This is a genomic window from Actinomadura craniellae, from assembly GCF_003289645.1.
Lineage (GTDB): Bacteria > Actinomycetota > Actinomycetes > Streptosporangiales > Streptosporangiaceae > Actinomadura_D > Actinomadura_D craniellae.
On record NZ_QLYX01000005.1, the window covers coordinates 372,111 to 390,442 of the forward strand.

General features: G+C 73.4%; 17 protein-coding genes. 13 read left to right on the top strand and 4 right to left on the bottom strand.

Annotated elements, in window-relative coordinates:
- Positions 1 to 30 precede the first annotated feature (30 nt).
- The 4 genes from DPM19_RS34840 (at position 31) to DPM19_RS14015 (ending at position 2,679) form a co-directional block, all read left to right on the top strand.
- A complete protein-coding gene (locus DPM19_RS34840) occupies positions 31 to 186 on the top strand; it encodes a DUF4177 domain-containing protein (RefSeq protein ID WP_146778861.1) in 156 nt (51 codons plus the stop codon).
- The gene (locus DPM19_RS14005) at positions 183 to 644 is read left to right on the top strand and encodes a RidA family protein (RefSeq protein WP_111867224.1); all 462 of its coding nucleotides are present in this window, start codon (positions 183 to 185) and stop codon (positions 642 to 644) included. The genes DPM19_RS34840 and DPM19_RS14005 overlap by 4 nt, the downstream gene beginning before the upstream one ends.
- A 231-nt stretch (positions 645 to 875) precedes the next feature.
- Positions 876 to 1,733, top strand: coding sequence for an NUDIX hydrolase (locus DPM19_RS14010; protein ID WP_233510130.1), 858 nt, complete (start codon positions 876 to 878; stop codon positions 1,731 to 1,733).
- A 211-nt stretch (positions 1,734 to 1,944) separates the two neighbouring features.
- Positions 1,945 to 2,679 (top strand): MBL fold metallo-hydrolase, encoded by a 735-nt coding sequence (locus DPM19_RS14015; RefSeq protein ID WP_407642524.1) that lies wholly within the window; start codon positions 1,945 to 1,947, stop codon positions 2,677 to 2,679.
- 286 nt (positions 2,680 to 2,965) lie between these two features.
- Here DPM19_RS14015 and DPM19_RS14020 read toward each other — a convergent pair whose 3' ends face one another.
- Entirely contained in the window at positions 2,966 to 3,652 is a 687-nt protein-coding gene (locus DPM19_RS14020; RefSeq protein WP_233510131.1) for a Crp/Fnr family transcriptional regulator, read from the bottom strand.
- 510 nt (positions 3,653 to 4,162) lie between these two features.
- Here DPM19_RS14020 and nth point away from each other — a divergent pair.
- The 4 genes from nth (at position 4,163) to DPM19_RS14045 (ending at position 7,408) form a co-directional block, all read left to right on the top strand.
- On the top strand, positions 4,163 to 4,819 hold the full coding sequence (gene nth, locus DPM19_RS14030; RefSeq protein ID WP_199485091.1) for an endonuclease III: 657 nt from the start codon (positions 4,163 to 4,165) through the stop codon (positions 4,817 to 4,819).
- Positions 4,820 to 4,902: 83 nt separating this feature from the next.
- Entirely contained in the window at positions 4,903 to 5,496 is a 594-nt protein-coding gene (locus DPM19_RS14035; protein WP_111867542.1) for an NUDIX hydrolase, read from the top strand.
- A gap of 96 nt (positions 5,497 to 5,592) precedes the next feature.
- Complete coding sequence (locus DPM19_RS14040) at positions 5,593 to 6,792, top strand: MarP family serine protease (RefSeq protein WP_111867232.1); 1,200 nt, start codon at positions 5,593 to 5,595, stop codon at positions 6,790 to 6,792.
- A gap of 85 nt (positions 6,793 to 6,877) precedes the next feature.
- A complete protein-coding gene (locus tag DPM19_RS14045; protein ID WP_111867234.1) occupies positions 6,878 to 7,408 on the top strand; it encodes a DUF309 domain-containing protein in 531 nt (176 codons plus the stop codon).
- Positions 7,409 to 7,771: 363 nt separating this feature from the next.
- Here the strand turns inward: DPM19_RS14045 and DPM19_RS14050 are convergent, their stop codons facing one another.
- The 3 genes from DPM19_RS14050 to acs form a co-directional block, all read right to left on the bottom strand.
- Positions 7,772 to 8,689, bottom strand: coding sequence for an alpha/beta fold hydrolase (locus DPM19_RS14050; RefSeq protein WP_111867237.1), 918 nt, complete (start codon positions 8,687 to 8,689; stop codon positions 7,772 to 7,774).
- Between the two features lie 6 nt (positions 8,690 to 8,695).
- On the bottom strand, positions 8,696 to 9,118 hold the full coding sequence (locus DPM19_RS14055) for a phage holin family protein (protein ID WP_111867239.1): 423 nt from the start codon (positions 9,116 to 9,118) through the stop codon (positions 8,696 to 8,698).
- 169 nt (positions 9,119 to 9,287) lie between these two features.
- Complete coding sequence (gene acs, locus DPM19_RS14060; RefSeq protein ID WP_111867242.1) at positions 9,288 to 11,246, bottom strand: acetate--CoA ligase; 1,959 nt, start codon at positions 11,244 to 11,246, stop codon at positions 9,288 to 9,290.
- Between the two features lie 153 nt (positions 11,247 to 11,399).
- Here acs and DPM19_RS14065 point away from each other — a divergent pair, with 153 nt between their 5' ends.
- The 5 genes from DPM19_RS14065 to DPM19_RS14085 all read left to right on the top strand — a co-directional run bounded on the left by DPM19_RS14065 (position 11,400) and on the right by DPM19_RS14085 (position 17,988).
- On the top strand, positions 11,400 to 12,218 hold the full coding sequence (locus tag DPM19_RS14065; protein ID WP_199485073.1) for a Fic family protein: 819 nt from the start codon (positions 11,400 to 11,402) through the stop codon (positions 12,216 to 12,218).
- 777 nt (positions 12,219 to 12,995) lie between these two features.
- Positions 12,996 to 14,075: a septum site-determining protein Ssd gene (gene ssd / locus DPM19_RS14070; RefSeq protein WP_111867246.1), complete on the top strand. Its 1,080-nt coding sequence runs from the start codon at positions 12,996 to 12,998 to the stop codon at positions 14,073 to 14,075.
- A 459-nt stretch (positions 14,076 to 14,534) separates the two neighbouring features.
- Positions 14,535 to 15,692 (top strand): TadA family conjugal transfer-associated ATPase, encoded by a 1,158-nt coding sequence (locus tag DPM19_RS14075; protein ID WP_111867545.1) that lies wholly within the window; start codon positions 14,535 to 14,537, stop codon positions 15,690 to 15,692.
- A 193-nt stretch (positions 15,693 to 15,885) separates the two neighbouring features.
- Positions 15,886 to 16,626 (top strand): type II secretion system F family protein, encoded by a 741-nt coding sequence (locus DPM19_RS14080; protein WP_111867250.1) that lies wholly within the window; start codon positions 15,886 to 15,888, stop codon positions 16,624 to 16,626.
- Positions 16,627 to 17,229: 603 nt separating this feature from the next.
- Positions 17,230 to 17,988, top strand: a complete 759-nt coding sequence (locus tag DPM19_RS14085) for a type II secretion system F family protein (protein WP_233510132.1) — start codon at positions 17,230 to 17,232, stop codon at positions 17,986 to 17,988.
- Positions 17,989 to 18,332 lie beyond the last annotated feature (344 nt).

Sequence of the window (18,332 nt, forward strand, 5' to 3'; positions counted from 1 at the left end):
GAGGGGCGTGGCGGCTCTAGGCTGAGCGCCATGAAGAAGTGGGAGTACGCGACCGTTCCGCTGCTGGTGCACGCGACCAAGCAGATTCTCGATAACTGGGGGCAGGACGGGTGGGAGCTCGTCACGGTGATCCCCGGGCCGAACCCGGAGAACCTGGTGGCCTATTTCAAGCGTGAGATCGCGTGAGCGGGCCCGAGCAGCGGATCGAGGAGCTCGGCCTGAAGCTGCCGCCCGTGGCGGCGCCGGCCGGGGCGTACATTCCGGCGGTGCGCACCGGGTCGCTCGTCTACACCGCGGGGCAGGTTCCGTTCGTCGACGGCAGGTTCCCGGCGACCGGCAAGGTCGGTGCCGAGGTGGGCGTCGAGCAGGCCCAGGAGCTGGCCCGGATCTGCACCCTGAACGCGCTTGCGGCGATCAAGGCCGAGATCGGTGATCTCGGGGCGATCAGCCGGGTCGTGAAGGTGGTGGGCTTCGTGGCCAGCGCGCCCGACTTCACCGGCCAGCCGCAGGTCCTCAACGGCGCCAGCGAACTGCTCGGCGAGATCTTCGGCGATGCGGGGCGGCACGTCCGCAGCGCCGTCGGGGTGGCGGTCCTTCCGCTGGACGCCCCGGTCGAGGTGGAGCTGATCGTCGAGCTCGGCTGAGCCGATCGGGTGAGCGGTGCGGGCCGTACGGGGTGTGCGGCCCGCGCGGCTTTCCCTGCTCCGCCCTGTCCGATGCTTCGGAGCGTGGGTCGGGTGGGCTTGACGGCGGCCGGGATCCTATGTCCGAATTGTCCGCCATGAAGATCGAGCGGGCGGTGGCCATGCCCGGCACCCCTGGGTGAGCCGACCCTACGAATGGCTCGCTCGACCCGATCAAGAAGGTAGGGCGTGATGGTGCAGGGGCTGAAACTGCCGGAGGAGTTCCGGGAGCGGATCGAGGCGCTGCGTGACGGTCGGGCCGAGCCGCCCGTGGCCCGGGACGCGGCGACGGTCGTCCTGCTCCGCGACCATCCGGTCGAGGGGCTGCAGGCGTACATGCTGCGCCGGGTGGCCTCGATGGCCTTCGCGCCGGGGGCGTACGTGTTTCCGGGCGGATCGGTGGACCCGCGCGATGGGGACGCCGAGATCGGCTGGGCCGGCCCCGCCCCGGAGGTCTGGGGCCGGGCCTTCGCCGCCGACGACAAGGTGGCCCGGGAACTGGTGTGCGCGGCCGTCCGCGAGACGTTCGAGGAGTCGTTGGTCCTGCTCGCCGGGCCGACCGCCGACTCGGTGGTGGACGACACCCGCGGCCCGGAGTGGGAGGCCGACCGGAAGGCGCTGCTCGACCGGTCCCAGTCGCTCGCCGAGTTCCTCGGCCGCCGGGGACTGGTCCTGCGCGCCGACCTGCTGCGCCCCTGGACGCACTGGATCACCCCGCTCGCCGAGACCAGGCGCTACGACACCAGGTTCTTCGTCGCGGCCATCCCGGCGGGGCAGCAGACGGGCGACGTGAGTACCGAGGCCGACCGGGTGGCCTGGCTGCGCCCGGCCGACGCGGTCGAGCGGGCCCGGCGCGGCGAACTGGCCATGCTGCCGCCGACCCTGGTCACGCTGGGGGAACTGGCCGGGTACGACTCGGTGGCCGCCGTCCTCGCCGCCGAGCGGGAGGTCCAGGTGCACCAGCCCGAGGGCCGGATCATCGACGGTGAACCCTGGCTGGTCCTCCCGGACCACCTGGCCGAGAACTACCCGAACTACCCGAACGGCTGATCACCGGGAAGGGTCGGGCGGCGCCGCGCCGCCCGGGGAAGGAGGCACGGTGCCATCGGTGTCGAGCAAGGTGGTCATGAGCCGGCTGGCCGGAACGTCGGCCCTGCGGCATCTGGCCAGACTCCGGGGAGAGAAGATAGGCGCGATGCGCGATATCGATGGAATGGGCACAGAACGGGCGTTGTGCGTCCTCGCACCGAACCCCTCCGCGATGACCCTGGACGGAACCAACACCTGGGTCCTGTCCGAACCCGGCTCCGAGCAGGTCGTCATCATCGACCCGGGCCCCAAGGACGGCAAGCACCTGCGCCGGGTGGCCGACGTGGTGGCCGGGCAGGGCCGCCGGATCGGGCTCGTCCTGCTCACCCACGGCCACCCCGACCACTCGGCAGGGGCGAAACGGCTCACCGAACTGGCCGGCGGGAACGTGGCCGTCCGCGCCCTCGACCCCAGGCACCGGCTCGGCGAGGAGGGGCTGGCCGAAGGCGATGTGGTCACCCTCGGCGGGCTGGAACTCCACGTCATGGAGACCCCCGGCCACTCCAACGACTCGCTGACCTTCTGGCTGCCGGCCGACGGCGCCGTGCTCACCGGGGACACCGTCCTCGGCTACGGCAGCACGGTGGTGGAGGGCAAGCTGGGCGACTACCTCAACTCGCTCGACCGGTTGCGCCGGTTCAGCGAGGAGGTCGGGGCGCGCGTCGTGCTGCCCGGCCACGGGCCCGAGCTGAACGATCCGATCGCCGCGCTCGACGGCTACATCGGGCACCGGCGGGAGCGGCTCGCCCAGGTGGAGGCGGCGGTGGCGGCGGGCGCCCGGACGGCCCGGGAGGTCGTCGAGCGGGTGTACGCCGATGTGGACAAGTCGCTGTGGCGCGCCGCGGAGGCGTCGGTGCAGGCGCAACTCGACTATCTCGCCGAGCGCGGGGCGCTGCCCGACCGCTGACCGGCGATCTCGATCGTCGCGGGTCCCGGCACGGAGCGAAGGCACGGGCTCGGTCACCGCTGCGGCGAAGGGCCGGCCGCGGGGGAGGCCGGGGCGCGTGTCGTGCCGCCCGGTCACGGGCGTGCGCCGGACGATCCGGTCGGCTGCGTCGGTCAGCGGATCCGCAGTGCTTTCCCACCGCTGATCCGAGCAGGCGGGGAGGACGTTCGGGAGGAGGGTAGGGGAGAGCGTTCCGCCGACCGGTGCATGGCCGCCCGGCGATGGTGCGGGATCCGGACGAGGGGCCTCAGCGGGAGCGCTTGCGCAGCCGCTCGATGTCGAGGATCACCACGGCCCGGGCCTCGATGCGCAGCCAGTTGCGGCCGGCGAAGTCGGCGAGCGCCTTGTTCACCGTCTCCCGCGACGCCCCGACAAGCTGTGCCAGTTCCTCCTGCGTCAGGTCGTGGTGGACGTGCAACCCGGCCTCGGACGGCTGCCCGAACCGCTCGGCCAGGTCCAGCAGGGCCTTGGCGACCCGTCCCGGCACGTCCGTGAACACCAGGTCGGCCATCACGTCGTTGGTCTTGCGCAGCCGCATCGCCAGCGCCTTCAACAGGAAGACCGCCACCTCGGGGTGGCCGGTCAGCCAGGGCCGAAGATCGTCGTGGCCGAGACCGGCCAGCCGGCACTCGGTCACCGCGATCGCGCTGGCCGTCCGGGGCCGGGGGTCGAACAGCGAGAGCTCGCCGAACATTTCGCTCGGGCCCAACACGCTCAACAGGTTCTCCCGGCCGTCGGGGGCCGTGCGGGTCAATTTGATCTTGCCTTCAAGGACTACGTAAAGGCGGTCGCCGGTCTCACCCTCGTTGAACAGGGTCTGGCCACGTGCCAGCCGAACCTCGGTCACATTGGCCCGGAGCGCCTTGGCCCCCTGTTCGTCCAGGGCCTCGAAGAGCGGAGCCCTGCTCAGAACTTCCACGTCGCGGTCGGTCACGCTTCCTCCTCGTCCACCTACACCCATAGTGTGACGTACGTCCCACCGCGTTCGTGAGCGTGGGGTAACGGCATGCCGGGAATTACGGGCGGGAAACGTGTGGTCACGGGAGCCCCGGCGGTTTCACCGCCGCGGTTCTCGTCACCACCCGCGTTTCCGCTGGTGCCCCGCGAAACCCCGAAAACGCGCCCCGGTCCGCCCGTCCGGACGGCCCGGGAACCCGTCGCACCGCATCCCGACGCCCATCGCGAGCTCGGCTTGGCCGAGCCCGCTCGAGCCGTTGGTCGCCACGATCCTGTCAGCGAAGTGTACGGACCGCCGGGTGAACACCGTCATCTCGGCCCTCTTCGTCCGGTATGCCAGGGCCGGCGGGTCACCTGGCCGGACGGGGCCGTCGCGGCATCGCGGAGGCCCTACGCTTGCGGCATGGCGACGAACACGGCCGTTCCGCGGAAGGGCCGCCGGCGCGAGCCCGAGACCCGCCTCGGCCTGGTGCGGCGGGCGCGGCGGATGAACCGGATCCTGGCCGAGACCTATCCCGACGCCCACTGCGAGCTGGACTTCGACGGCCCCTTCCAGCTCCTGGTCGCCACGGTCCTGTCGGCGCAGACCACCGACGTGCGGGTGAACCTGACCACCCCCGCGCTGTTCGCGAAGTACCCCACGGCCGAGGACATGGCTGCCGCGGACCCCGAGGACCTGGAGACGCTGATCAGGTCCACCGGGTTCTACCGGGCCAAGGCGAAGTCCCTGCTCGGCCTCTCGGCCGCGGTGCGCGACCGGTTCGGCGGCGAGGTCCCCCGGACGCTCGACGAGCTCGTCACCCTCGCCGGGGTGGGCCGCAAGACCGCGAACGTGGTGCTGGGCAACGCGTTCGACGTGCCGGGGATCACGGTCGACACCCACTTCGGCCGGCTCTCCCGGCGGTTCGGCTGGACGGCCGAGGAAGATCCGGTCAAGGTCGAGCACGAGGTCGGAGAGCTGATCCCGCGCAAGGAATGGACGGTCCTGTCGCACCGGATGATCTGGCACGGCCGCCGGATCTGCCACGCCCGGCGCCCGGCGTGCGGGGCCTGCCCGCTCGCCCGGCTCTGCCCGTCGTTCGGCGAGGGGCCCACCGACGAGTCCACCGCCCGCAAGCTCGTCAAGGGGGGCCCGTTCTCCTGAGGGGGAACGAACGGGGTCCCCGGTGTGTTGGGAGTTTCGTGACCCCTTCCTGGCTCGACCGTTTCCTGGCCGAGGCGCCGCGAATGGACGTGCCGCCGCCGCACCGTCCCCCGGCCTCGGCGCGTCCCGCCGCGGTGCTCGTCTTGTTCGGGGAGGGGCCGGACGGGCCCGACCTGCTGCTGATCGAGCGGGCGGCCACCCTGAACAAGCACGCCGGGCAGCCGGCCTTCCCCGGCGGTGGGGTGGATCCCGAGGACGACGGCCCGGTCGCCGCGGCGCTGCGGGAGGCCTGGGAGGAAACCGGCGTCGAGGCGTCCGGGGTGGACGTGCTGGCCACCCTGCCCGAGCTGTACCTGGGCCGCAGCGACTACCGGGTCACCCCGGTGGCGGCCTGGTGGCGCGAGCCGTGCGAGGTCTCCGCCAACGACCCGCGCGAGGTCGCCGCGGTGGCCCGGGTACCGATCGCCGAACTCGCCGACCCGGCCAACCGGGTCACCGTGGGACACCCGTCGGGTTTCGCCGGCCCCGGCTTCCGGGTGCGCGGGATGCTCGTCTGGGGGTTCACCGCGGGCCTGCTCACCCAGCTGCTGGACGTCGGCGGCTGGTCGCTGCCGTGGGACCCCACCCGGATCGAGGAACTGCCGCCGGAGGCCCTCAGGCTCGCGGCGCGGGGCTGACGCGGGCTGAATCGTACTGTGCGGTGATGACCGGGGAGCACGATCTAGTCCGCCTAGGGGACGTACAGAGCAGGGTTCTCCCTATACGGTGAAGCGGTGCTTGGCGACCACGTTCTCGATCTGATCCTGCTGGCGCTCGTCGTGCTGTTCGCGGTTTCGGGCTACCGGCAGGGTTTCATCGTGGGCGTGCTGAGCTTCGTGGGCTTCGTCGGCGGCGGCATCCTGGGCGCCATGGCGGCCCCACCCGTCGCCCGCGCGGTGGTGGACGGCTCCGCGCAGCAGGCGCTGCTGGCCCTGGTCATCGCGTTCCTGGCCGCGACGCTCGGCCAGCTCGCGGCCTCGTCGATCGGCGCCGTGCTGCGCAACCGGGTCACCGGCGACAACGCCCGGGCGGCCGACGCGGTGGGCGGCTCGATCGTCAGTGCCCTCTCGCTGCTGATCGTCGCCTGGTTCATCGGCACCGCGGTCGTCGGCTCCCCGTTCGCCACGCTGCGCCAGCAGGTGAACAACTCCACCGTGCTCGGCGCGGTCGACGAGACCATGCCGGACGCCGCCAAGGGCTGGTTCTCCTCGTTCAAGGGCTTCGTCGGGCAGACGGAGTTCCCGCAGGTGTTCGGCGGGCTCGGCGGCGAGTCCATCGTCGAGGTGCCGCCGCCCGACGAGAGCGTGGCCGGCACCCCGGCACTGCGCGCCGCCAGCCGCAGCATCGTGAAGGTCACCGGTACGGCGCCGTCCTGCCAGCGTCGGATCGAGGGCACCGGCTTCGTGTACGCGCCCGAGCGGGTGATGACCAACGCGCACGTGGTGGCGGGGGTCAGGGGCCTGTCGGAGGTGCTGGTCCCCGGCGGCGGCCGGCACCGCGCCCGGGTGGTGCTGTACGACCCCCGGCGCGACATCGCGGTCCTGTACGTGCCCGGGCTGAACAGGACCCCGCTCCGGTTCAACGCGGAGGCCAAGACCCGCGACTCCGCCGTGGTCGCCGGCTACCCCAAGGGCCACCCGTCCTTCACCGCCGTGTCCGCCCGGATCCGCGCCAAGCAGCGGGCGACCGGCCCGGACATCTACCACGCCGGACGGGTCACCCGCGAGATCTACGCGATCCGCGGCCGGGTCGAGCCGGGCAACTCCGGCGGCCCGTTGCTCGCCCCCAACGGCTCGGTCTACGGGGTGATCTTCGCGGCCGCCCTCGACGACCAGGACACCGGCTACGCGCTGACCGCCGACGAGGTGGCCACCGACGCCCGGGACGGCCGCAGCACCACCGTCCCCGTCTCCACCGGCGAGTGCTCCGACTGACCAGTGGCCCGCGTGGGTCGGGGCATGCACGCCGCCGTCTTGGACCACGGCCGCCCACCCCGCCCGGCCCGCGTAGGTTGGGGGCATGCGTGACCGGGACGCCGCGGGCCGCCCGCGGAACGCGCGGCCGAGAGACGCCTACGGGCGCCCGCTGCCGCGCGGCGCGGCGGGCGAGCCGACGATGCCCGACGACCTCGACCTGCCGCCCGCCGAGGCGCTGGCACGGGCCCAGGCGCTGCTGGACGCCGACCGGCCGTTCCACGCCCACGAGGTGCTGGAGGCGGTCTGGAAGGCGTCCCCGGCCGGGGAGCGCGAGCTGTGGCGGGGCCTCGCCCAGGTCGCGGTCGGCCTGACGCACCTGCGCCGGGGCAACTCCCGGGGCGCCGTCGCCCTGCTCACCCGGGCCGCCGACCGGCTCGAACCGTTCGGCCCCGTCCCCAACCCGCACGGGATCGACGTCGGCGGGGTGCTGCGGCAGGTGCGCGAGCTGGCCGAACACCCGGATCCCGCCACCCCCGCCCGCCTCCGACTGATCACCCGAACCCCGGACGTGACCCTGCCGGGTCCGGTGCACCCTGGCGCACCGGACCCGGAAGGATCACGCCCCAAGAGGTAGATGCTCGCTGATCCTTCAGCATCCAGGGCGTCAGAGCGCCTCGGGTCCTGAAGGATCAGCCGACGCGTCCGCCGTCTGTAGTGATCTTTCAGCTTGAGGGCGCCGTGGCGCCTCGGATGCTGAAGGATCAGCGGCCGGATCAGCAGGCCGTGCCAAGGCCTGTCGCAAAGTGCGGCCGGCAGCCCCCGGCGGTACCACCAACGCCCGTCTCCGGCCCCTTGCTCGCGTGATCGTTGAGGATGGGTGGGGCTGGGGCCCCACCCAATCCTCAACGATCACCGGCGCGGGCGCTTGTGGCGGGCGGGCGGGTCCTGCGTGAGCGAGCCCAGGGTCATCGGCGCTCGGCCCGCCTCGAAACACGCCTTAGCGGTCGGGTTCGGGGTCGGTGAGCCAGCCGAGCAGCCGGGCGTCGAAGGCCTCCGGGCGTTCCTCGTGCGGGAAGTGCCCGGCGTCCTCGATGAGCCGCCAGCGATATGGCGCCGACACGTACCGGCCGGAGCCCTGGGCGGTGCTCGGCAGCGTGCAGCGGTCGAGCCCGCCGTGCAGTTGCAGGGTGGGCACCTGGATGGGGGCGCGCATCCGGTGCGCGTACCGGATGCCGTCCGGGCGGGCCAGGGAGCGGACCAGCCAGCGGTGGTACTCCAGCGCGGAGTGCGCCACCCCGGTGATCTGGAACGCGTCGCGGAACATCCGCTCGGTGCGGGCGTCCGGCCAGCCCGGGCCCGACCATTCGTGGAGCAGCCGTCCGATCAGGGCGGCGTCGTCGCGGACCAGCCGGCGCTCCGGCCAGAGCGGCACCTGGAAGCCGAAGCCGTGCCGGGTCGCCCAACCCTGCCGGCGCGGGGCGCCGACGACCGACTGCCGCAGCCGCAGCGGGTGCGGGGCCGACACCGCCACCAGCCGCTGCACCACCTTGGGGTGGTAGACCGCCGTCGTCCAGGCCAGCAGCCCGCCCCAGTCGTGGCCGACGATGGTCGCGTTCGCCTCGCCCAGGGCGCGGACCAGCCGGGCGGCGTCGCCGGCGAGGGTGACCAGGTCGTAGCCGCGTGGCGGCTTGTCGCTGCCGCCGTACCCGCGCAGGTCGACGGCGGCGGCGCGGAATCCGGCCCCGGCCAGGGAGACGAGTTGGTGGCGCCACGACCACCAGCATTCGGGGAAGCCGTGCAGGAGCAGGACGAGTGGGCCCTCACCGGCCTCGGCCACGTGGAAGCGGGTACCGCCGGCGCTGACGGCCCGGTGGGTCCAGGGGCCGTCGAGCCGGGTGACCGATTCCGTGGGCATCGGCCGTTACTCCGTGATCGCGGGCTTCGGGGAGCGCCTGAACGCGGCCAGGTCGCCTCGGACGGTCTTGCGAGTGCGGGGGGCACCGCTGATCTTGCGCATCTTCCGCTGGCCGAAGAAGACCAGCCCGCCCGCCAGCGCCGTGTAGCCCACGCCGATCGTCAGGAAGGCGGCCCAGGGCCACATGCCGAGCTCGACCAGCCCGAAGGCCAGCGAGATGGAGAGCATGATCACCACCAGCGCGCCCAGCAGGCCGGCCAGGCTGAACATCGCGCTGCCGAGCGCGGCCTTCTTCGCGTCCGCGGTGATCTCGGCCCTGGCCAGGTCGATTTCGGTCTTGACCAGCTTGGCGACGTTGCCCGACGCGAGGGCGACCAGCTCGCCGATGGACTTGTCCTCGATCCGCTCGCCTGGTCCTACCTGTGTCATCTCGCTCCTCTCCCGTTGTCCGGCGGGCTCGGGCCGCGGTGACACACGAGATCGCCGGGAGCAAGCCTGGCAGCCACAGGCACCGGAGGGCTACCCGGACCGCCGTCGGATGCGCGGGAGTGGCGGGCCGCCCGCGCGGGGAACGTCCCCGCGCGGGCGGCTCACGCGGTCACTCGTCGGACTTCGCCGCCGGCAGCTTGTCGGCGATGAGATCCATCACGGAGCTGTCGGTGAGTGTCGTCACATCCCCGAGCGAGCGGTTCTCGGCGACGTCGCGCAGCAGCCGCCGCATGATCTTTCCGGAGCGGGTCTTCGGCAGTTCCGGCACGACCATGATCTGGCGGGGCTTGGCGATCGGGCCGAGCGCCTTGGCCACGTGGCCGCGCAGTTCGGCGGCGAAGTCCTCGCCCTCGACGCCGGCCGCACCGCCCCGCGGGATCACGAACGCCACGATCGCCTGGCCGGTCACCGGGTCGGTCGCGCCGACGACGGCCGCCTCGGCCACCTTCGGGTGCGAGACCAGCGCGGACTCGACCTCGGTGGTGGAGATGTTGTGGCCGGAGACCAGCATCACGTCGTCCACCCGGCCCAGCAGCCAGAAGTCGCCGTCGTCGTCCTTCTTGGCGCCGTCGCCGGCGAAGTACATGCCGTCGAACCGTGACCAGTAGGTGTCGATGTAGCGCTGGTCGTCGCCCCAGATGGTACGGAGCATGGACGGCCACGGCCGCTTGACCACCAGGTAGCCCCCGCCGCCGTCCGGCACCGGGTTGCCGTGCTCGTCGACCACGTCCGCGTCGATGCCGGGCAGCGGGCGCATCGCGGCGCCGGGCTTGGCGTCGGTCACCCCCGGCAGCGGGCTGATCATCATGGCGCCGGTCTCGGTCTGCCACCAGGTGTCGACCACCGGGCACAGGTCCTTGCCGATGTGGTGGCGGTACCAGACGTACGCCTCGGGGTTGATCGGCTCGCCCACCGAGCCCAGCACCCGCAGCGACGACAGGTCGAACCCGGCCGGGATGTCGTCGCCCCACTTCATGCACGTGCGGATCGCGGTGGGCGCGGTGTAGAAGATCGTGACCTTGTACTTCTCGATGACTTCCCACCACCGGCCCCGGTGCGGGGTGTCCGGGGTGCCCTCGTACATCACGCTGGTGGCGCCGTTGGCCAGCGGGCCGTACACGATGTAGGAGTGGCCGGTCACCCAGCCGATGTCGGCCGAGCACCAGTAGACGTCGGTTTCCGGCTTGAGGTCGAACACCGCGTGGTGCGTCCACGCGGCCTGGGTGAGGTAGCCGCCGGTGGTGTGCAGGATGCCCTTCGGCTTACCGGTCGTCCCGGAGGTGTAGAGGATGTAGAGCGGGTGCTCGGCGTCGTGCCCCTCGGGGACGTGCTGCTCGCTCTGCCGGTCGACCAGGTCGTGCCACCACACGTCGCGGTCGCCCGCGGCGACGTCCTCGCCGGTGCGCCGGACGACCAGGACGTTCTCGACGCTCGGGGTCTGCGCGACCGCCTCGTCCACGGTGGGCTTGAGCGCGGACGGCTTGCCGCGCCGGTAGCCGCCGTCGGCGGTGATCACCAGTTTGGCCTGCGCGTCGTCGATGCGGGCGCGCAGCGCCTCGGCGCTGAACCCGCCGAACACCACCGAGTGGGCGGCGCCGATGCGGGCACAGGCCAGCATCGCGATTGGCAGTTCCGGGATCATCGGCATGTAGATCGCGACCCGGTCGCCCTTGGCGACGCCCAGCTCCAGCAGCGCGTTGGCGGCCTTGCTCACCTCGCGCTGGAGGTCGGCGTAGGTGAGCGTGCGGCTGTCGCCGGGCTCGCCCTCCCAGTGGTAGGCGACCTTGTCGCCCCGTCCGGCCTCGACGTGCCGGTCCACGCAGTTGTACGCGACGTTCAGCTCGCCGCCGACGAACCACTTGGCGAACGGCGGGTTGCTCCAGTCGAGCACGGTGTCCCACGGCTTCGTCCAGGCCAGGCGGTCGGCCTGCGCGGCCCAGAACGCCTCGGGGTTGGCCTCGGCCTCGGCGTACGCGGCGGCGGTGACGTTGGCGTGCTCCGCCAGGTCGGCGGGCGGGGCGAAGCGCCGGGTCTCTCGCAGCAGGTTGGACAGTGTTTCTTGACCCACGTGTGCTCCTTCTGACCGTGTGCGGTGCGCCCGGTAAGTCCCACTTCACCAGGGAGGGCCGGGCGCTCACAAGTACCCGCTCGCCGCCCGTCACATGCTATGCGGCCCCCACCGATTCTCCGGCGGCCGGAGGACGGCATAGGGTCGGGCACCGTGAGCGATCCTCTAGCCCAAGTCGCCGCGCTGCCCGGGGTGGCCGAGTCCGTCGACGGTGCCCGGTCGATGGTGGACCGGCTGCTCGGTCACCGGATCCTGCGCCGCCGCAGCGCCGAGGTGTCCGCCGAGTCCGCGCTGCGCGGCGCCCGCGCGTCGGCCGCGCTGGAGGGCGTGAAGGTGTCCCTGGACGAGTTGCGCGCCCTGGGCGCCGATCTCGCCGCGCCCGGCCCGACGGCCGCCGAGGACCCCGTCCCGCAGGGGGCGTTGCGGATCGCCGCCGAACTGGGCTCCCTGTCCGAGACCTGGCGGCGGGCGCCCCGGCAGGTGCTGGCCCGGCTGCACGTGCTCGGCGCGGCCGGGTTCGCGGAAGCCGGGGAGCTCGGCCGGCCGCGCCTCGCCGGGCAGCCCGTGCGGGACGCGCTCGAACTCGGCCCGCCGCCTGGCCCGGACGAGGTCGCCGTCCGGCTGGACCAGCTCAGCTCGCTGCTGACCGCGCCGACGAAGGCCCCCGCCCTGGTGGTGGCGGCGGTCGCGCACGGCGAGCTGCTCGTGCTGCGGCCGTTCGGCCAGGGGGACGGGATGGTCGCGCGGGCCGCCGAGCGCCTCACCCTGGTCCAGCGTGGCCTGGACCCGAAGTCGCTGACGGCGCCCGAGGTGGGGCACGCCGAACTCGCCGAGGAGTACGCGGCGGCGGCGCGGGCCTACGCGGCGGGCGGGCCCGAGGGGGTCGCGCGGTGGGTGCGGCACTGCGCCGATGCGGTGGCGGCGGCCGCCCGTGACTCGATCGCGATCTGCGAGGCGTTCATGCGGGGCTGACCCCGCTCGCACATGACGAGCGGCGTCCCGCCGTGGGGCGCCGCTCACCGTCACGTCACACCGGGTTACCAGGCGTGCATTCCTGTTCGTCGGGTCGGGACGAGCCCGCCGCGACGCGCCTTGTCGAGGCTGGCCGCGCGTGGGTGCCCGGGTGCCGTGCTCGGACGGTTGGTCCGTGACTCCTGTCTACGCCTCGTATGCCCAGATCGCAAGCCCGTGATTGGTAAAACCGGAGGATCGCGGCGTGGTGGGCGGGCTTGTGTCGGAGCGGATTACGGTGCTGTTGTCACGTGCCATTTTCGGACCGTTGCGGAGCGCGGAAATTGATCACTCAGGGTGATTATCCGAGGTGGCTCGGGCGCTTTTCCGGGGTGCGTGGGGAGTCGCCGCGGTTGTGCCGGGAAACACCGGCGGCACAGGCGGTGGGAGGGCACGGAGAGGGGTCCGAGCGGGAAAAATTATTGGTCCTGCCGACTTTCGTGCTCGACGGAACTTGTCGGGGTCAGGCAGCATATGTTGTATCTGCCTACACTGTGGATAAGGCTTTACCTGGGCTGTGGATCGTGCGGCTCACGCGCGCCCGATCGCCTGAGACTTTCCTGGAATACGGCCCGGCTCTACCCCCCCGGAGCCGGACCGTACGGCGACCCCCGCTCTCCCCCCCCGGCGGGGGTCGCCTCATGTCCGCACGGTTTTCCACAAGTCTGTGGACGGCTTCCGGGTCGGGGCGGCGCCGGCGGAGGCTGGTGGCGAGCACAGGCGTACGAGGAGGGGTCCATGGCCGATGTACTGCTCGCCACCGGCGATCCGGTGCTGCTCGACGACCTGCGGCGGCTCGCCGCGGCCGCCGACGTCACGGCCGAGGTGGTGCGCGACGCCGGGGAGGCCCGGGCGGCGTGGCACCGCCCGGCCCTGCTCCTGCTCGGCGCCGACCTGGCCGACGGGTTGATCCGGGCCGAGCCGCCGCGCCGGCCCGGGGTGGTCCTGGTCGTTCCCGAGACCGGTGCGGACGACGGGGCCTACCGGCGGGCCGTCGAGGTCGGCGCGCACGAACTGGCCGCGCTGCCCAGAGACGAGACGTGGCTCGTCGACGCGATGGCCGCCGTCACCGAACCACCCGGCGGGCGGGCCGGCACCGTCTGCGTGACTGGCGGGTCCGGTGGCGCGGGGGCGAGTGTCCTGGCCGCGGTCCTGGGCCTGGCCGGCGCGCGGCGCGGGCTGAGCACGTTGCTGGTGGACGGCGACCCGCTGGGCGGCGGGCTCGACCTGCTGCTCGGCCGGGAGGACGCCGACGGGGCCCGCTGGGCCGACCTCGCCGGGCGGCAGGGGCGCATCAACGCGGCCGGGCTGCACGAAGCGCTGCCGAAGGCGGGCGATCTGGCGGTCCTCTCCTGGTCCCGTGACCGGGCCGGGCCGGTCGCGCCGGCGGCGATGGGTTCGGTGCTCGCCGCGGCCGCGCGCGGCTTCGACCTGGTGGTCGTCGACGTGCCCAGACGGTTCGGTGACGCCGACCGGGTCGCCTTGGACCTCGCCGACCTGGTGCTGCTGGTTGTCCGCGCCGAACTCCGGGCGGTGGTGGCCGCCGACCAGGCCGCGGCCGCCCTGCGCGACCACGCCCCCGACCTGCGGCTGATCGTTCGCGGCCCGGCGCCGGGCGGGCTGACGGCCGATGCGATCTCCGTGGCCCTCGATCTGCCGGTCGCGGGCAAACTGCCCGATGACCGGCGCGTTCCGGCGGCGCTCGAACGAGGCGAACTAATCCGGGTGACCCGCCGCGGTCCGCTCATCGGCCTGTGCGAACGCCTCGTCGACGACGTCCGCCGCCCCACGTCCTTCCCGCGCGCCGAGGCCGCCTAGGGCGTGTTTCGAGTCGGCCGGATGCTGGTGGTCCTGGTTCGCTCGTGCAGGACCCGGCCGCCCTGGCGGGGTGTGCCTTGCGGGTGACGTACCGCCAGGGTCGCCGGTACCGGCCTGACTCACTCCGCTGACCCGACCGGAAGCCTGTCACCTGGCACCAGCGCCTGCACCGGTGATCGTTGAGGAATGGGGGCTCCAGCCCCACCAGTCCTCAACGATCGCGGTCCGGTACTCCACCGGACCTCGTTGATCAGGTACCGGCTCGCGACACGCCAGCTACCCAGCCCCCTTAGAACACGCCTCAGCCGAGCCGTACCGGCAGGCCGCCGTTCGTGGCGCGGCTTCCCGCATGGCGCTGCGACCCGACCGGTGGGCCTCCCGTGCGGGCGGCCACCCGAACCGGATGTGCCGGGCGGCCCGGAACCGTCCGCTCGCCCTCCGACGAATGGAGTGATCGACATGAGCAGAATCGTGGCCGCCGTCCGGGAACGGCTGGCCGAGACGGGAGAGGCGCCCACTCCCGGCGAGGTCGCGGCGGCGCTCCGGGCCGAGGAGCGGCTGCTGGGCGACACCGAGGTGCTGGCGCTGGCCGACACGTTACGGGCCGACCTGGTGGGGGCGGGCCCGCTGGAGCCCCTGCTGCGGGTTCCCGAGGTGACCGACGTGCTGGTGAACGGCCCCGGCGAGGTCTGGGTGGACGCCGGGACGGGCCTGGTCCGCACCGAGGCCCGCTTCGCCGATGAACTCGCGCTGCGCCGGCTCGCCCAGCGGCTCGCCGCGGCGGCCGGGCGCCGGCTCGACGACGCGTCCCCGTACGTCGACGCCAGGCTGCCCGGCGGGGTGCGGTTGCACGCGGTGCTCGCTCCGGTGGCGGCGAGCGGTACATGCCTGTCGCTACGGCTGCCCCGCCGCAGGGTCTTCACCCTCGACGAACTGGTCTCCGCCGGAGCCATGCCGCCGGGCGGCGCCGCGCTGCTGGCCGCCCTGGTCGCGGCGCGCACAGCGTTTTTGATCACTGGCGGAACGGGAACCGGCAAGACCACGATGCTCAGCGGGTTGCTGACGCTGGTCGACCGGCGGGAGCGGCTGGTCCTGGTGGAGGACTCGGCCGAGTTGCGGCCCGCCCACCCGCACGTGGTCCGGTTGGAGGCCCGTCCGCCCAACGTTGAGGGCGCCGGCGGGGTGACGCTGCACGACCTCGTCCGGCAGGCCCTGCGCATGCGCCCCGACCGGCTGGTGGTCGGAGAGGTGCGAGGCGCCGAGGTGGTGGACTTGCTGGCCGCCATGAACACGGGCCACGAGGGCGGTTGCGCCACTTTGCACGCCAACGCGCCGGCCGACGTGCCCGCCCGCCTGGAGGCGCTGGCCTGCGCGGCCGGCCTCAGCCGGGAGGCGGTGCACAGCCAGCTCGCGGCCGCGCTCGACGTGGTCGTCCATCTGGTCCGCGAACCGGGCGGGCCTCGCCGGGTGGCCGAGGTGTGCCTGCTCGACCGGGGCGCGGACGGGCTGGTCACCGCCTTTCCCGCGGTGACGTTCACCCCTGGCGGAGCCCTGGTTCTCGGCCCGGCCGCCGACCGGCTGGCCGAACGCCTCGGCGGCGGGTGGCTTCCCACATGAACACGGCGGACGGTTCCCCCGCCTTCAGGAACACCCGAAGATCCCCTACCTTCCGGGACACCCGAAGAGCGGCGGCCCGCTCGGTGCGGCGTTCCCTTTGGATGGAACACGGTGGGGTGGAACACGGTGGGGTGGAACACGGTGGGGTGCGGACCGTCCGGCTCCCGCCCGGCCATTCCTCCCGGGGCTCCGGATGACGGCCCCGGCGCTCCCAGCCGCGGCACTGGTGTGCGCGGTGGCGGCGATCTGGATCGGGGCGGGCCCGGCACCGGCCACGATCCGGCTGCGAGAGCTGCTGGTGCGCCCGGTGCCCGGGCCCGTCGTGCGCGTCGCCCGGAGGGCGGGGCGACGGGTTGCGACGATCAGGGCCGAGCGCGGCCGGCACGAGCTGTGGCGGTCGGCCGTCATCGAGCTGTGCGACGGCGTCGCCGCCGAACTCGCGGCGGGGCGCGCCGCCGAGAGCGCGCTGGCCGAGGCCGCCGCGGCGCTGGACGAGCGGGTGGGCGCCGTACTGCTGACCGAGTGGGCCCGCGGCCGGGCCGCGGGTGAGGACACCGCCGCGATGCTCGATCGGCTGGCGGCCCGCCCGGGCGCGGACGGGCTGCGGTTGCTGGCCGCCTGCTGGCGGATCGGAGCCGAGCGGGGCGGCACGTTCGGCACGGTGATCGAAGGGCTGGCCGGATCCCTGCGCGAGGAGGAGGCGCAGCGCCGCGAGGTCGCCTCCCAACTGGCCGGCCCACGGGCGACCGCCCGGCTGCTCGCGGCCCTGCCCCTGCTGGGGCTCGCCATGGCAGGCGCCCTGGGAGCCAGGCCGCTGGCGTTTCTGTTCGGCACGATCCCCGGCGCGATCTGCCTGGTGCTCGGCCTCGGGCTCGACGCGCTCGGCCTCCACTGGACCCGCCGCCTCGTCACCGCCGCCCAGACCACCCGCTGATCCGCCCCACCGGGCCCTGCCCACCCACCGCGAAGGAGCGCGCACATTGCGTCGCACGGCTACGACGGAACTCCCCCGACCCGCTCTTTTACGCGCTTGGAGCCACCGCTCAAGGACGGTGCACCTCGGCTGCGACCACCTGCCGACCGGGGCGGTTCCCGGCCACCGTGACCGCTCGGCGGGGAGAAGGCCCGGCCGTGGCCATCGCCATCGCCCGATCGGACGGAAGCCGTACTGCGGTTTCCGTCCGATGGGCACATCACCCGGCCCTGAGGACCGCACGGCCGGAAGGGCATTCGGTTGCGGGAGTCACTCCACCCGTAGGGGAATCGGCCGTGGCAACCGCCTGTTCTGGGTGGGTTCCGGCCCCCGGCACGGTCTGACCGGGAGATGTTCCGCCTGCCGGCACCGCTCGGCCGGGACCAGCCGCTTTCAAGGGAACCACCTGGCCAGGGCGGGTCCCGGTGGGGCAGGTCCCGGTGGGGCGGGTTTCGGTGGGGCGGGTCTCGACAGGGTGGGTCCCGGCGGGGTGGGTTTCGGCGGGGCAGGTCCCGGCGTGGTTCAAGGACGGTGGCGCTTCCAGGGGCAGTGCGGAGGTTGCAGGTGAGCGCGGCTTTGGCGGTGGTGTGCGCCGCGATCGCGGGATTCCTGGCGTGCCCGGCGGCGCCGGGCGTGCGGCGCCGGCTGGCGGATGTGTTGATCGGCCGGACGCGGGTCGGTGGCCGGGGGTCCCGTTCTGCCGGCAGCGGGCTCGCGGGACGGCGGGCCGATGCCCGCCGGTACGGTGCCGCGGTCCTCGCGGGATCGGCGGGCGCGGCCGTGCTCGGCGGTTGGTTCGGGGTGCTGGCCGGGATCGGCCTGGCGGTCGGTTGCGCGGTCGTGCTGGGCCGGCTGGAGCCTCGGGAGGTCCGGTTGCGCAGAGCCCGGTTGGTAGCCGATCTGCCCGTGGCGGTGGACCTGCTGGCGGCCTGCCTGCGGGCCGGCGCACCATGGGGAGGCGCGGTCGAAGCCGTTGCGGACGCGATCGGCGGCCCGCTCGGCGACGAACTGCACGCGGTGGCCGCCCAGGTGCGGCTGGGAGCCGATCCCGCCACCGCCTGGTCGGCGCTCACCGCCGATCCCGCGCTGGCACCTCTCGCCCGGGCCGCGGCGCGGGCCGTCCACAGCGGTACCGCCCTGGCCCCCGCCCTGGCCCGGCTGGCTCACGACCAGCGCCGGTCCGCCCAGCAGGCCGCCACGGCACGTGCCCGGGCGGCCGGTGTCCAGGCGGTGGCCCCGCTGGGGCTGTGCTTCCTGCCCGCTTTCGTGTTCCTGGGGATCGTCCCGGCCATCGCCGGAATCGCCACCACCCTTCTCCCCTAAGGCCTGTCTCAAAGTGAGGCCGGCAACCCCTGGCGATACCACCAACGCCCGCCTCCGGCCTCTTGCCCGAATGATCGTTGAGGAGGGGTGGGGTCCCAGCCCCACCCCTCCTCAACGATCACCGGCGCAGGGGCTTGTGCCAGCCGGAAGAGGCCCCGAGAGGCTGGCAGAAGCCCCGAGAGGGAGCGCAGCCGCGCGATCAGTCGCTGTTTTCTGGGCGCCTTTCCTGATTCGTGCCCCTCCGGCGCTTGGCCGCGGTGGGTTATCCACAGTTCACGGACCGTCTGGTGCGGTCGTGTGGCCTGGGCGCAGGGTGGTGGTGCGGGCGCGCCAGGCGCCTGCGG

Coding starts and splice junctions, on each gene's coding strand:
- DPM19_RS14055 (WP_111867239.1), bottom strand. CDS start 9,118: ATGACACAGGTAGGACCAGGCGAGCGGATCGAGGACAAGTCCATCGGC.
- DPM19_RS14035 (WP_111867542.1), top strand. CDS start 4,903: ATGGACGTGCCGCCGCCGCACCGTCCCCCGGCCTCGGCGCGTCCCGCC.
- DPM19_RS14045 (WP_111867234.1), top strand. CDS start 6,878: ATGCGTGACCGGGACGCCGCGGGCCGCCCGCGGAACGCGCGGCCGAGA.
- DPM19_RS34840 (WP_146778861.1), top strand. CDS start 31: ATGAAGAAGTGGGAGTACGCGACCGTTCCGCTGCTGGTGCACGCGACC.
- DPM19_RS14010 (WP_233510130.1), top strand. CDS start 876: ATGGTGCAGGGGCTGAAACTGCCGGAGGAGTTCCGGGAGCGGATCGAG.
- DPM19_RS14015 (WP_407642524.1), top strand. CDS start 1,945: ATGACCCTGGACGGAACCAACACCTGGGTCCTGTCCGAACCCGGCTCC.
- DPM19_RS14050 (WP_111867237.1), bottom strand. CDS start 8,689: ATGCCCACGGAATCGGTCACCCGGCTCGACGGCCCCTGGACCCACCGG.
- ssd (WP_111867246.1), top strand. CDS start 12,996: ATGGCCGATGTACTGCTCGCCACCGGCGATCCGGTGCTGCTCGACGAC.
- DPM19_RS14075 (WP_111867545.1), top strand. CDS start 14,535: ATGAGCAGAATCGTGGCCGCCGTCCGGGAACGGCTGGCCGAGACGGGA.
- DPM19_RS14080 (WP_111867250.1), top strand. CDS start 15,886: ATGACGGCCCCGGCGCTCCCAGCCGCGGCACTGGTGTGCGCGGTGGCG.
- nth (WP_199485091.1), top strand. CDS start 4,163: ATGAACCGGATCCTGGCCGAGACCTATCCCGACGCCCACTGCGAGCTG.